Source organism: Lactobacillus sp. VURO6/B1 (VP7), assembly GCF_058139575.1.
In genome coordinates this window covers 12,694-25,901 of record NZ_JBVOWJ010000007.1, presented here as the reverse complement: position 1 = coordinate 25,901, position 13,208 = coordinate 12,694, and the positions used below count along the sequence as shown (strand labels likewise).

The window sequence follows — 13,208 nt, the reverse complement described above, 5'->3', positions numbered from 1 at the left end:
AATTAAATTGGTAAATAAAAAAGACATCCGTATTTTGGCTTTTGAAAGTTCGTGTGATGAGACTTCGACATCTGTTGTCAAAAATGGCAGAGAAATAGAAAGTTTGATAGTTGCAACTCAAATTAAAAGTCATCAGCGTTTTGGCGGTGTTGTTCCTGAAGTTGCTAGTCGTCATCACATTGAAGTTATAACTCAAATTACCAATGAAGCACTAAAAGAAGCAAATGTAACTTGGAAAGATATTGATGCAATTGCTGTCACCTACGGACCGGGTTTAGTTGGGGCACTTTTAATCGGTGTCAGTGCGGCAAAAGCTGCTTCAATGGCTACAGGCATCCCTTTAATTGGCGTCGATCATATTATGGGTCATATAATGGCAGCGCAGTTAAAAGAAGAAATTGCTTATCCAGCATTAGCTTTACAAGTTTCAGGTGGTCATACTGAAATCGTTTTGCTCAAAGGACCAACTCATTTGGAAATTGTTGGTGATACCAGGGATGATGCGGCAGGAGAAGCTTATGACAAGATTGGCCGAGTTTTAGGGATTAATTATCCGGCCGGTAAAACTATTGATGAATGGGCTCATCAGGGGCAGGATACCTTTGAATTTCCGAGAGCAATGATTAAAGAAGATGATTATGATTTTTCTTTTTCTGGTTTAAAGAGTGCTTTTATTAATACCTATCATCACGCTGAACAAATTCATCAAAACCTGAATAAATATGATCTGGCTGCCAGTTTCCAAGCTGCAGTGATAGATGTCTTGGCTACTAAAACTATTAGAGCAATTAAACAGTATGCTCCAAAAACTTTTATTATGGGTGGAGGGGTTGCCGCTAACCATGGTTTACGTGAAAGAATGAACCATGAAGTAGCAAACCTGCCTCGGAATTTACAACCGAAAGTAATTTTGCCAGAGTTAAAATTGTGTGGAGATAATGCTGCAATGATTGGTGCTGCTGCCTATAACTTGTACCAAGAAGGAAAATTCGCTGATCTTACTTTGGATGCTGATCCATCTTTAGAATTACCTTACGCATCAGAAATGCTGCAATAAAGGAGACTGGGAAAAAGTAGGTCAGTGATCTTACTAAAAGAGCCGGCAAACCACTAAAAAAGTGGTTTGCCGGCTTTAGTTTTATTGAGTCAAGGGGACTCTTTTCCTAGACCTTTTTTGTCATTATACGTTTTAAGATTAACTATTTTAAACATTAAATTTATGTATCAATTACTGAATGAGCGTGATCAGTCCTTTGATTGAAAAGAAGCAGAGTGCAATCAACTAATTAATGAAGCCTATTATCAAAACTCTGAAAAAGATTTGAATTTTATCTTGTTTAGATAATTTAGTCATAAAAATGACCCCCAAATTTGTTTTAAATTTGGGGGTCACTTCAAAAATCATATATGACATTTTTTAATTTAGTTTTCCTACCAGATTATAATAAAGTCAGAAAGGTAAAGTGGGAAATCAAAAAAGTAAGTTCAAGAAATACAAAATTTGATAATCACTTTGATTATGAATTTTATAAACATGGACTATTAATAAAACTCAAACATAACCAAGTTCTTACAAATAAATAGGGGAAATGTTTAAACTCTTAATCAAAAAACAATGAAATTGATATAATTCAATGATATCCTGATATAGTATTCTATCATTTCAAATTAATTCACCACTCAAAAAGGAGACAATGATGTTAATAGTCCAAAACCTATCACTCAAAACCAGGCAGCCAATCCTGCATGATTTTTCTTATCAATTTGCACCCGGTCAATTTTATCAAATTGCTGCAGAAAACGGTTCTGGTAAAACAAGTTTCTTGCGTGCTGTTACGGATCTAATTCCAACTTCTTCTGGTAAAGTCTTATTAGACAGAAAACCATATGCCAAAAATAAGCGTAAGCTTTTTTTCTTTGAAAGCAATGAATGGTTGAACGTCAATTTAACTAGCCTTGATTACTTAAAATTCGTGAAAAGCCAATGGCATTCTAATGTCGACCTTGATCAAGAACTTGATTTGCTGGGTGTACGTGAGTATGTCAAAGTCCCGATTAAAAAGTATTCGCTTGGAATGAAGCAAAAATTGATTGTGGCCATGTACTTAGTTAGTGACGCTGAATATTACTTGATGGACGAGATCACTAACGGTCTTGATGAAGAAAGTCGCGCAATTCTTTATGAACGACTAAATGATGAGGTGACTCAGCGTAATAAATGTATTATTCTGACCTCTCACTATAGCAGTGAGATTAAAGTGAATAACTTACACCGGCTTGTTTTACAAAAACAAATGATGCACGAGGTAAAACAATGAGCTCATATTTTTCATTGCAACTTAAAAAAGTTACTAAACAAAATCTATCAATTATTTCAGTGGTTATTTTATTATTAATTTCTTTTGGCTTATTATACATGAAGTCTACGCAGATCAGTGGTACAGGTTCTTTAAAAGGAGATGCTCAAGGTCAGATTGCCATGAAAAAGGAAGCCTTACAAGCCGATCGTCAAGCACTCAAACGATATTCACCGCAAGGAAAATCATACAAGGCCACTGAAAAAGATATTAAACAAACTGAAAAGGAATTAAAAAAAGATCAAGCCTTTGTTGATAATATTAATCACAATCACTGGAAGCGAGTTTATGAAACCAAATTAAAAAAGGAACAAAAAGGCAAATTGACTGATCTAAGTTCGGATGAAAAAGATGGACATAAAAGTGTAATACTGCGTTTAAAGTATCTCATAGCTCACCCTATGCCTTATGAAAGCGATAGCGCAGTCACTGGAATACAGTTTCTATTAGATTTGAATGAAAACTATTTGCCCGTCTTATTTAGTTTAGTAATGATTTTTGTTTTGACTTATTTATTTACTGGTTCTTATAAAAATGGTCTTGACATTTCGACTGTCTTGCCAATTAATCGCTTGCAAAGTACCCTGACTAATAATATTGTTGGGCTACTGGTTGTCAGCTTTATTTTTCTTTTACTAAACTTATTAGTTTTCGGTGGAGCAGCGAGCATTTTTGGTACTGGTCGCGGTGACTATCCTTACATCATTCACCATCTGGTTAGCGACCACTTGGTGCCAGGAATTGTTCCGACCGCCAAATTGTTGCCCCAAGCAACTATACTGCAGCTCTTAAATTTCATATTTATGGTTTTGTTTGTGCAGCTGGCTGCTAAAATCTTTCATAACCAGTTACCGACTCTGTTAGTTTCGCTATTGCTTTTATTAGGCGGTCATTTTATTACAATTTTTATCATTCCGTTGGAGAAGATTGCGCAGTGGCTTCCTGGTACTTATTTAGGAGCTTTAAATGTTGTATCAAACCAAACAGCCTATGCAATGGATAATTCCGCGATTAACTTTTCAAATGGTGTGCTTACCTTAATACTAAGTTCTATATTATTATTCTTGCTGGTACTTTTAATTGATCGCATTACAACTATTGCACATAGAAATGGGAGATTGGCATAATGTCCTATTTGGCTTTTCAGCTTAAAAAAGTATTTAAGAATAAGCTAACCCCAGTTTGCTTAGCAATTTTGCTCTTGTTAATGGGTATTGTCTTATTCATGAATATTCGTACTAATCCCCAATTTTCCTTGCAGGCGGGGGCTAAATCAGAGATTGCTTACCGCCAAAAAGAAATTAACCGACAGCAAAGATTACTTAAACATGATAAACAAAAATCAAAAACTGAAGTTTACCATGATACTAAAGCTGCTATTAAGCAAAACCAAGATGCAGTTAAGCAAGATAAACAAGTTCAAAAAGCGGCAAATAAAGGCAACTGGCGCAAAGCCTACACGATTATGTGGCAACAAAAAAAGCAAGAACGAACTATTATATCAAATGGCCAAGATTCAACAGGCCTTAATTCAAGGACAAATGTAGAGAAAAAACTGCAATTCTTTAACTACTTACGCCATGAGCCTTTGCCTTATGAAAGTCAGGATATGCCAGTAACAGGCTGGCAATTCTTACTGCAATTAAATCAGCAATATTTGCCTTACGTATTTACTCTTGTTGCTCTGTTTTTATTAACTTTGTTTTTAACTGATTCTTACCATCAAAAGTTAGATACGGTGCAGTTATTACCGCTTGAAAAAAATAATTTAATGATTTCGAATACCATAGCAGGAATAGTCCTGACTCTTGGTAGTTTTTTAGGGATTAACTTAGTATTATTTATTGTAGCTTCCCTTATTTCTGGTACTGGTAGTTTATCCTTCCCTTATATCGTAGTTCAATATACAGTTAGTGGTCCCCTTATTAAATGTGTAACTACTGGCAGCTTTATTATCAAAGTAATTGTATTGCAGGCACTTACCTTGATCTTCGATGTTGTCTTAGTTCAGTTCCTTGCCCGAATTTTTCGTGATAAATTACCAGCATTACTTATCGCTATTTTACTTGTCCCAGGGCTCAACATTGCAACTATGATAGTTGATCCGCTGCGTAAGATTTGCGCCTGGTTGCCAATGACATACTTGAACGCAGTTGACATAGTATCTGGCAATTTAGGAATGAATTATCAAAATATGCAGTTGAACTATAAGACAGGGATTTTAACACTGTGCTGTTCAATTTTAATAATTGCTATTTTGATTTTACTGTCCAGTCATATAAAATATAAAAAATAAAATTTTATATTTCTTAAATTAATATTTTTACCTCTAATTTAGTGTTATCATGACTTTAGATCGTTCATTTGTTTATTTAAATTATGCATACTCAAAAGTCTTTTAAAACTAAGTGTAAAAATATATAACAAGCAATAACATACTCGTCATTACAAAATGGGAAACTCGTTTCAAAAGAGTTTCCCATTTTGATTAAATAAATATATACAGATTTAATATTCAATAATATCTTAACTTGCTGTGTAAATTTTATGTTACAGTGTTATCTATTCTAATCAGGTAATAAGGTACCTACCATGATAAAGTCAACTAGATTGGTGTGAGTTCTTCTTAAAACTAAAAGATAAAATATTGAGCAAAGGAGTCTGGGAAAAGATAGTTTTTTCCCAGACTCCTTATTATCTCTTAAAAATCTTTGTAGAAAGCAATCAAGTTGTATTTGTCACACGGATTAAAATTACAACTCTCATAAAACCTGCGCGTTTTAACGGTATTTTCTGTCAACAAAACTTTCTGTCTGACAGAATTGTATTTCTTTAGCACGCTGTTTATTAATTTCGTACCAATTCCTTGTCTTTGATAAGCAGGATTAACAAGTAAATCTTGGATATAAATGATGGTCAGACCATCACCAACTACTCTGATTAATCCCACTAACTGGTTTTGATCATAAGCGCCGATAGCAAAAAGCGAATTTACAACTGCCTTTTGCAGTTGCTGAGGATTTTGCGTATAGGAACTCCAACCTACGCTTGTGTATAAATTTATAAGTTGTTCCATAGCGATATTTTTGTCAGCTATATATTTCATTTTTATTCCTCTTTAATTAATTAATAATTAAAGAGCAGTGCGTAATTTTTCCATGTGTACCTCTCAATTTATTTTTGATAGAGCCAGTAAAATTATTATCTTAAGTTTAAACAACTACAATTTTAAAAGCAACACTAAATTTATCAGGTTTTGCAACCGAAAATTTATTAATAATTAATAAGAAAAGTTAGCGCAAGCCAAGAATAGAAACAGCAGATAAAAAGCTGGTTAATCTTAATCTGTGGTTGTGTTAACTTAATATATATTATTTTAGTCAAAGCTATCGAGTTCAGTTAGTGCTTTTTCCCAAGCATTATTTGCTTCGTCCAGTTGTTTTTGTACAGCGTTAAGCTGTTCTTGCAAGGGACCTAATTTGTCAAAATTAGTAGCAATTGCTGGATCAGCCATTTGAGATTGAATATCTTTTTGCTCTTTTTCCAATTTTTCAATTTTATTTTCGGTATTTTCAACTTCTCTTTGCAATTTACGCTTTTGTGAATCGCGCAACTTTTGCTCCTGATAAGACAATTTATTTTTATTTTGTTCAGGTTCTACTATTTCTCTATTCTCAGATGATTCATTTTCGGAGGCTGAGTCTTGCTTATTCTTTTCATCTAAATAATAGCTATAATCACCCTCATATACTTGAGCAATACCGTTTTTAATTTCTACAATCTTATTTGCTAACTGATTGATGAAATAGCGGTCGTGGGAAACGAAAAGTAAAGTACCATCATAGCTCTGTAGTGCCTGTTCTAAAACCTCCTTGGCTTCAAGATCCAAGTGGTTAGTAGGTTCGTCCATCAGCAGAAAGTTATTATGTTCTAGTGACAAAACAGTTAATGTTAATCTGGCCTTTTGACCACCTGAAAGTTGCCCGACAGTTTTATCAATATCTTTTGCCGTAAACAAAAAACTGGCTAAAATCGACCTCACATCTTTTTCAGGCATTGTTTTGTGCCGGTCCCAAACTGTATCGATTACCGTTTTAGTTGGATCAAGTCCCTGAAGTTCCTGATCATAATAGCCGATATCAAGGGATGCTCCATATTTAATTGAACCTTTTTTCGGCTTTAACTCCTTCATCACGGTTTTAAGTAAAGTTGATTTACCAATACCATTTTGACCAATAACGGCCACGCGATCGCCCTTATTTATTTGCAGAGAAATATCGTGAACCATTGTTTTTGTGGGGTAGCCAATTGTTAAATCACGCAAAATTAATACTTCTTTACCTGAAGGCCTTTCGCTTTGGAAATTTATGCGCACTTTATTTTTGTGCTTTGGGGGAGTAATCCTATCCATTTTCTCCAATTGCTTGCGCCGGCTTTGTGCTCTCTTAGTAGTTTTGGCTCTGACAATATTTTTTTGAATAAATTCTTCGTCTTTTTTGATTTTTTCTTGCTGCTTTTCGTATGCTTCTTCTTGTTGACGGTCACGTAATTGGCGTTCAGCGACGTAGGCAGAATAATTTCCTTTAAACACAGTTAATTTGCCAAATTGTAATTCAAAAATCTGTGTTGCTAAATTATCCAAAAAATATTGATCATGGGAAACTACCAAAATAGCACCAGAATAGTTTTTAAGGTAATTTTCAAGCCAGTCTAGAGTGTCTAAATCAAGATAGTTGGTAGGTTCATCAAGTAATAATAACGGGGGTTTGCGTAATAATAACTTGACAAAAGAAAGACGTGTTTTTTCTCCACCGGAAAGGCTGCCAACCTTTTTAGTCCAAGTTGCTTCAGGAAAATTAAAGCCATTTAAAACACTCTTGATATCGGCCTGGTAGGTGTATCCACCTTGTTGTTCGAAGCTGTATTGCAATTGGTCATATTGTTTTAGCAGGTCCTTTTTTCGCGGATTTGCAGACATTTCTTCTTGTAAATCCCTTATCTTTTTACCCATATTAATTAGGGGAGTAAAAACAGACAGCATTTCATCCCAAATAGTTTTATTTTCATTTAAATCATTTTCTTGAGCAATATAGCCGACATCTATATTTTTATTGATTGTAAAGTCACCATGTGTGGCTTCTTCTTCGCCGGTCATAATTTTAAGCAAAGTCGTTTTACCGACACCATTGGGTCCAATGAGACCTATTCTGGCATTTGAGTCAATTGAAAAATTGACATTTTTAAATAATGTGTTGGCACCGAATTGTTTTTCTAAATCGTGTCCTTGAGCAATTATCATAATTTTTCACCTAGAAACCATTTTAGCATACGTAGCAAAATTCTTGGGGGAGAGTTTGATTGATAAATAAAAGAAATAAATGTAAAAAAAAGCATTTTTACATTAAAAAGAGTAAAAATACAAATTTCTATTATCAACCTGATACTATTATGCTAAAATTTGATAGATTGTGAAAAAAATGTTTGCAAATAGCGCAAATTTATAGATAAAATAGTAGTAATTGCTGAAAAATTCACAAAACGAAATATTTACTTAATCAAGTTGGAGGCTTTTTAAATGGAAAAAATCAAAATACCCACGGCTACGGCTAAAAGACTGCCGCTATATTACCGCTATCTGATAATTTTAAATGAGGCTGGCAAAGAAAAAGTTTCCTCTACTGAATTATCTGAAGCCGTTCAAGTAGATAGTGCTTCAATCAGACGTGATTTTTCATACTTTGGCGCATTGGGCAAACGTGGCTACGGCTATGATGTAAAAAGCTTGCTTTCTTTTTTTAAAAAGATTTTAAACCAAGATACCTTAACCAATGTTGCCCTGGTTGGCGTTGGTAATTTAGGTCACGCATTATTAAACTATAATTTCAAGCGTACAAACAATATCCGTATTTCATGTGCTTTTGATATTGATGATAAAATTACGGGCAAGATTCTTAGTGGCGTTCCTGTTTATGATATGAGTGAGCTAAAAAAACAGCTTAGTGACCAGCAGATTTCTATTGCTATTTTGACTGTTCCTTCTACAACAGCTCAAAAAACTGCTGATGATATGGTTGAAGCCGGCATCAAAGGAATTATGAATTTCACGCCAATTCGTTTGTCTGCTCCAAGTGGTATTAGAATCCAAAACGTTGACTTGGCAACGGAATTACAAACTCTAATTTACTTTCTGGACTCAGACAAGAAAAAGTAGGTCTAAAAATAGAATTAGCACTTTTTTACTCAAAGTGCTAATTTTTTCTTGCATTTTTTCATAAAAGGGGTTATTATCATAAATGTAAGTTAGCACTTAACTGATAGGAGTGCTAATGACACGTAAAATAGATTAATAATTTAATTTTAGGAGGGACAAACGTGTTACAACCAATTGGTGATCGCGTGATCGTTAAAGTTAAAGAAGAAGAAGAGAAAACTGTAGGCGGAATCGTCCTGGCTTCTAATGCTAAACAAAAGCCAACAGAAGGTGAAGTTGTTGCTGTTGGTGAGGGCAGTTATGCTGAGAACGGCAGTAAAATTCCTATGACCGTTAAAAAAGGTGACGTTGTTTTATACGACAAGTATTCAGGCACAGATGTCAAGTATGATGACGAAAAGTATTTAGTCCTTCACGAAAAAGATATTTTAGCAATTGTTAAGTAATTAAGGAGCGCAGAAAAACATGGCAAAGGAAATTAAATTTTCAGAAAAAGCAAGACGTTCTCTATTAAAGGGTGTTGATAAATTAGCTGACACTGTTAAGGCAACTATTGGTCCTAAGGGTAGAAATGTTGTTTTAGAGCAATCATACGGCAACCCAGACATTACTAACGATGGTGTGACAATTGCCAAGGCAATTGAATTAAAAGACCACTATGAGAATATGGGTGCTAAGTTAGTTGCAGAAGCAGCACAAAAAACCAATGACATTGCTGGTGATGGTACAACTACTGCTGTTGTTTTGACTCAAGCAATCATTCGTGAAGGCATGAAGAATGTTACTGCTGGTGCTAATCCTGTTGGTGTTCGTCGCGGTATTGAAAAAGCTACTAAGGCTGTAGTTAACGAATTACATAAGATTAGTCACACTGTTTCTTCAAAAGACCAGATTGCTCAAGTAGCTTCAGTATCTTCAGCCTCAAAAGAAGTTGGTGACTTAATCGCTGACGCAATGGAAAAAGTTGGTAATGATGGTGTGATCACTATTGAAGATTCACGTGGTATTGAAACTGAATTATCAGTAGTTGAAGGTATGCAATTTGACCGTGGTTACCTTTCACAATATATGGTAACTGATAATGACAAGATGGAAGCAGATCTTGACAATCCATACATTTTAATCACTGATAAGAAGATTTCTAACATTCAGGACATTTTGCCATTGTTACAAGAAATTGTGCAACAAGGTAAATCACTTTTGATCATTGCTGATGATGTTTCTGGTGAAGCTTTACCAACATTAGTTTTGAACAAGATTCGTGGTACCTTTAACGTTGTTGCTGTTAAAGCTCCTGGCTTTGGCGACCGTCGTAAAGAACAATTGCAAGATATTGCCGCTTTAACTGGTGGTACAGTAATTACTGAGGACTTAGGTCTTGAATTAAAGGACACTAAGCTTGACCAACTAGGTCAAGCTCGCCGCATCACTGTAACCAAAGACTCAACTACTATTGTTGATGGTTCTGGTTCTGACGAAGCTATTAAAGACCGTGAAGATTCAATCAGAAAACAAATTGCAGAGACTACTTCTGACTTTGACAAGAAGAAATTACAAGAGCGTCTGGCTAAATTGACCGGTGGAGTTGCCGTTATTCATGTTGGTGCTGCTACTGAAACTGAATTAAAAGAACGCAGATACCGCATTGAAGATGCTTTAAACTCCACTCGTGCAGCCGTTGACGAAGGATACGTTGCAGGTGGTGGTACAGCTTTAGTAGACGTTAAGGATGCCGTTAAAGGCCTTAAAGGCGACAATGCTGATGAACAAACTGGAATCAACATCGTCTTAGAAGCTTTAACTGCTCCAGTTCGTCAAATCGCTGACAATGCTGGTGAAGACGGCTCAGTTATCTTGAACAAACTTGAAGGTCAAGAAAATGAAGTAGGCTATAATGCAGCTAATGGCAAGTGGGAAAACATGGTTGAAGCCGGAATTATTGACCCAACCAAGGTAACCCGTACTGCTTTACAAAATGCTGCTTCAATTGCTGCTCTTCTCTTAACTACTGAAGCTGTTGTTGCCGAAATACCAGAAGATAAACCTGCTGCTGATCCTAATGCAGGCGCAGGTGCTGGCAATCCAGGTGTGATGTAATCTAGTTTTTATTAGTTATTTAATAAATCCTACTAGCAACCCTGTGGGGCTTGCTGGCAGGATTTTTTGTTATAATGCAGTTTTAAGCTTATATCAGTTTTGATTGTTCACTGGAAAGGAACATTAGTGGAATATTTAAGTTTATTAGGTATTGTTGTTATAGTAGTCGGATTTGCTTTAGGACTTGACACGATAGCCGTAGTTGTAATTGCTGCTTTAGTTACGGCATTAGTTTCGGGAATAGATTTTACCTCATTTTTGACAATTCTGGGTAAAGGTTTTATGGATAATAGAATGGTTTCGTTATTCTTTCTTACTTTGCCAACTATTGGAATTTTAGAAAGACATGGTTTAAAACAAGCTGCTGTTAATTTGATTAAAAAAATGAAGAAACTGACTCCAGGTCGTATCTTCGATATTTACCAAGCCATTCGTGAAATTGCTGGTGCTTTCGGTATTTCATTACAAGGACACGTCCAATTTATTGCGCCATTAATTAATCCAATGGCACAAGCGGCCGGTAAGGTTAATAGCGAATTGACGCCTCTTGAAGTAGACCAAATTAAAGGAAGAGCTGCTGCAACAGAAAATTTTGGTAATTTCTTTGCCCAAAACCTGTTTGTTGCTTCCTCAAGTGTTTTACTTATTGCAAGTACAATGAAATCGCTGGGTCATCCTGTAGATCCTGCAGGTATTGTTTTATACACTTTTCCTGTAGCTATTATCAGTTATATTTTATGCCTGTTCTACAATCACTCATTTGACCAAAAGTTAATGAAAAGCAAGGAAAAATAGGAGAAATAATGGATACTTTAATTAATAATGTTTTACTGGCATTCTATATTTTAATTGGACTTTTTTTCTTGGCTGCTGCTATTGAATCTTGGCGCGATCAGGCTAATCCAGCTCGCTGGGGTACTGGATTATTTTGGCTCTTATTTGCAATACTTTTCTGCACTGGACAATGGTTGCCAAATGCAATTAACGGTGGCCTTATCGTCATTATTGCTTTGTTATCATTATTTAAACAGGTTCGTGTCGGCCATATTAAGGAATTGGATGAAAAAGTAGCCCAAAAAACGGTTGAACGTATTGGCAACTGGATTTTCTTACCCAGTATCTTGCTGGCAGTTTTAGCTTTGGTCATAGCACAGTTTACTAATTTTGGTGGTCAAGTAGGAATCGGTGTAGCAGCTATTGTTTCACTTGTGGTTGCACAAATTTTGACTAGATCAAATGCCAAAGTAGTTTACGAAGATACACAAAGAATGGTTCGTTCTGTTGGTTCTGCCGGCATTTTACCACAACTACTTGCAACTTTAGGTGTGGTATTTACAGCTTCAGGTGTGGGACAAGTGACGGCTAAAGCTATTTCCGGGCTTTTTCCTATTGGAAACCACTTATTAGGAGTTGCACTTTATTGTATTGCTATGGCACTATTTACAGCAATAATGGGTAATGCGTTTGCTGCGTTTGCAGTTATTACAGCAGGGATTGGCATTCCTTTCGTTGTCGCCCAAGGTGGTTCACCGATTGTAGTTGCGGCATTAGGAATGACATCTGGATACTGCGGTACATTGCTTACCCCAATGGCAGCCAACTTTAATACTTTGCCAGTTGCATTAATGGAAATGAAAGATCAATTAGGTGTAATCAAGCAACAATTTCCGATTGCAATTAGCATGCTGCTCATTCAAATTATTCTAATGTACTTTTTAGCTTTTTAAGATAGTAAGGAGAAAAGATAATGAAAATTCTTGTAACAGGTTTTGATCCCTTTGGCGAAGATAAGATTAATCCTGCAATTGAAGCAGTTAAACGGCTGGATGATGAGATTGCTGGTGCAAAGATCGTTAAACTCGAAATACCAACAGTTTTTGGCGACTGTGCAGAAGTAGTTCATGAAGATATTCTTAAGGAAAAACCAGATTATGTTTTAAATATCGGTCAAGCTGGTGGTCGTTATGCTTTGACTCCAGAACGAGTAGCTATCAATTTTGATGATGGACGTATTGCTGATAATAAAGGTTATCAACCTATTGCCAGTCCTATTCATGAAGATGGTCAAAACGCATATTTTACACAACTTCCCGTAAAAGCGATGGCACGTGCAATTCGGGAAGCTGGATTGCCAAGCTCTGTTTCAACAACTGCAGGGACTTTTGTCTGCAATCATATTATGTATCAAGTGCAGTATATGATTGACAAGGAATTTCGTAACTTAAAGGCTGGATTTATGCACATTCCGTATTTACCTGAGCAAGTTGTTGCTAAACCTGAAACTCCATGTCTTAGCCTAGCAGATGATGTCAAAGGCATTACTGCTGCAATTACCGCAATTGTGAAAATGGATGGCAAAAAAGATTTACAGAGTATTGAAGGTCACATTGCTTAAATTTTTTAAACAGAAAGCAATTATTGCAACTAAAAAGCATATTGTGAAAAGAGATCGTTTTACTTGCGGTCTTTTTTCTTTTAACAAGAAGTTTAGCGTATAATAATAACAGTAATGCAGAAAAGAAGGGGAATAATGGCGCAAACAA

General features: G+C 35.7%; 12 protein-coding genes. 10 read left to right on the top strand and 2 right to left on the bottom strand.

What is annotated here, in order from left to right; all coding sequences use genetic code 11:
* The first annotated feature begins 7 nt into the window (after positions 1–7).
* The 4 genes from tsaD (at position 8) to ACZ2M0_RS04880 (ending at position 4,653) form a co-directional block, all read left to right on the top strand.
* A complete protein-coding gene (tsaD, locus tag ACZ2M0_RS04895; protein ID WP_490058730.1) occupies positions 8–1,057 on the top strand; it encodes a tRNA (adenosine(37)-N6)-threonylcarbamoyltransferase complex transferase subunit TsaD in 1,050 nt (349 codons plus the stop codon).
* 640 nt (positions 1,058–1,697) lie between these two features.
* A complete protein-coding gene (locus tag ACZ2M0_RS04890; RefSeq protein ID WP_490058729.1) occupies positions 1,698–2,318 on the top strand; it encodes an ABC transporter ATP-binding protein in 621 nt (206 codons plus the stop codon).
* Positions 2,315–3,484, top strand: coding sequence for a hypothetical protein (locus tag ACZ2M0_RS04885; protein WP_490058728.1), 1,170 nt, complete (start codon positions 2,315–2,317; stop codon positions 3,482–3,484). The genes ACZ2M0_RS04890 and ACZ2M0_RS04885 overlap by 4 nt, the downstream gene beginning before the upstream one ends.
* Positions 3,484–4,653 carry a hypothetical protein gene (locus ACZ2M0_RS04880; protein ID WP_490058727.1) on the top strand — a complete coding sequence of 390 codons (1,170 nt, stop codon included), beginning with the start codon at positions 3,484–3,486 and terminating at the stop codon, positions 4,651–4,653. The genes ACZ2M0_RS04885 and ACZ2M0_RS04880 overlap by 1 nt, the downstream gene beginning before the upstream one ends.
* Positions 4,654–5,058: 405 nt before the next feature.
* Here ACZ2M0_RS04880 and ACZ2M0_RS04875 read toward each other — a convergent pair whose 3' ends face one another.
* The gene (locus ACZ2M0_RS04875; protein ID WP_490058726.1) at positions 5,059–5,463 is read right to left on the bottom strand and encodes a GNAT family N-acetyltransferase; all 405 of its coding nucleotides are present in this window, start codon (positions 5,461–5,463) and stop codon (positions 5,059–5,061) included.
* A 270-nt stretch (positions 5,464–5,733) separates the two neighbouring features.
* Positions 5,734–7,656, bottom strand: coding sequence for an ABC-F family ATP-binding cassette domain-containing protein (locus ACZ2M0_RS04870; protein WP_490058725.1), 1,923 nt, complete (start codon positions 7,654–7,656; stop codon positions 5,734–5,736).
* A 276-nt stretch (positions 7,657–7,932) separates the two neighbouring features.
* Here ACZ2M0_RS04870 and ACZ2M0_RS04865 point away from each other — a divergent pair, with 276 nt between their 5' ends.
* From ACZ2M0_RS04865 to pcp, 6 genes are all read left to right on the top strand, one after another.
* Positions 7,933–8,568, top strand: coding sequence for a redox-sensing transcriptional repressor Rex (locus tag ACZ2M0_RS04865; protein WP_046332386.1), 636 nt, complete (start codon positions 7,933–7,935; stop codon positions 8,566–8,568).
* A gap of 161 nt (positions 8,569–8,729) precedes the next feature.
* The gene (groES, locus tag ACZ2M0_RS04860; RefSeq protein WP_034980276.1) at positions 8,730–9,014 is read left to right on the top strand and encodes a co-chaperone GroES; all 285 of its coding nucleotides are present in this window, start codon (positions 8,730–8,732) and stop codon (positions 9,012–9,014) included.
* Positions 9,015–9,033: 19 nt separating this feature from the next.
* On the top strand, positions 9,034–10,665 hold the full coding sequence (gene groL / locus ACZ2M0_RS04855; protein WP_490058724.1) for a chaperonin GroEL: 1,632 nt from the start codon (positions 9,034–9,036) through the stop codon (positions 10,663–10,665).
* A 126-nt stretch (positions 10,666–10,791) separates the two neighbouring features.
* On the top strand, positions 10,792–11,460 hold the full coding sequence (locus ACZ2M0_RS04850) for a DUF969 domain-containing protein (protein WP_419513217.1): 669 nt from the start codon (positions 10,792–10,794) through the stop codon (positions 11,458–11,460).
* Positions 11,461–11,468: 8 nt separating this feature from the next.
* Positions 11,469–12,392 (top strand): DUF979 domain-containing protein, encoded by a 924-nt coding sequence (locus tag ACZ2M0_RS04845; protein ID WP_490058723.1) that lies wholly within the window; start codon positions 11,469–11,471, stop codon positions 12,390–12,392.
* 20 nt (positions 12,393–12,412) lie between these two features.
* Positions 12,413–13,060, top strand: a complete 648-nt coding sequence (pcp, locus tag ACZ2M0_RS04840; RefSeq protein ID WP_490058722.1) for a pyroglutamyl-peptidase I — start codon at positions 12,413–12,415, stop codon at positions 13,058–13,060.
* The last annotated feature ends 148 nt before the right edge of the window (positions 13,061–13,208 follow it).

Excerpts from the sequence above, each read along its gene's own strand:
- ACZ2M0_RS04890 (WP_490058729.1), top strand. The coding sequence starts at position 1,698 with ATGTTAATAGTCCAAAACCTATCACTCAAAACCAGGCAGCCAATCCTG.
- ACZ2M0_RS04885 (WP_490058728.1), top strand. The coding sequence starts at position 2,315 with ATGAGCTCATATTTTTCATTGCAACTTAAAAAAGTTACTAAACAAAAT.
- ACZ2M0_RS04880 (WP_490058727.1), top strand. The coding sequence starts at position 3,484 with ATGTCCTATTTGGCTTTTCAGCTTAAAAAAGTATTTAAGAATAAGCTA.
- ACZ2M0_RS04875 (WP_490058726.1), bottom strand. The coding sequence starts at position 5,463 with ATGAAATATATAGCTGACAAAAATATCGCTATGGAACAACTTATAAAT.
- ACZ2M0_RS04870 (WP_490058725.1), bottom strand. The coding sequence starts at position 7,656 with ATGATAATTGCTCAAGGACACGATTTAGAAAAACAATTCGGTGCCAAC.
- ACZ2M0_RS04865 (WP_046332386.1), top strand. The coding sequence starts at position 7,933 with ATGGAAAAAATCAAAATACCCACGGCTACGGCTAAAAGACTGCCGCTA.
- groL (WP_490058724.1), top strand. The coding sequence starts at position 9,034 with ATGGCAAAGGAAATTAAATTTTCAGAAAAAGCAAGACGTTCTCTATTA.
- ACZ2M0_RS04845 (WP_490058723.1), top strand. The coding sequence starts at position 11,469 with ATGGATACTTTAATTAATAATGTTTTACTGGCATTCTATATTTTAATT.
- pcp (WP_490058722.1), top strand. The coding sequence starts at position 12,413 with ATGAAAATTCTTGTAACAGGTTTTGATCCCTTTGGCGAAGATAAGATT.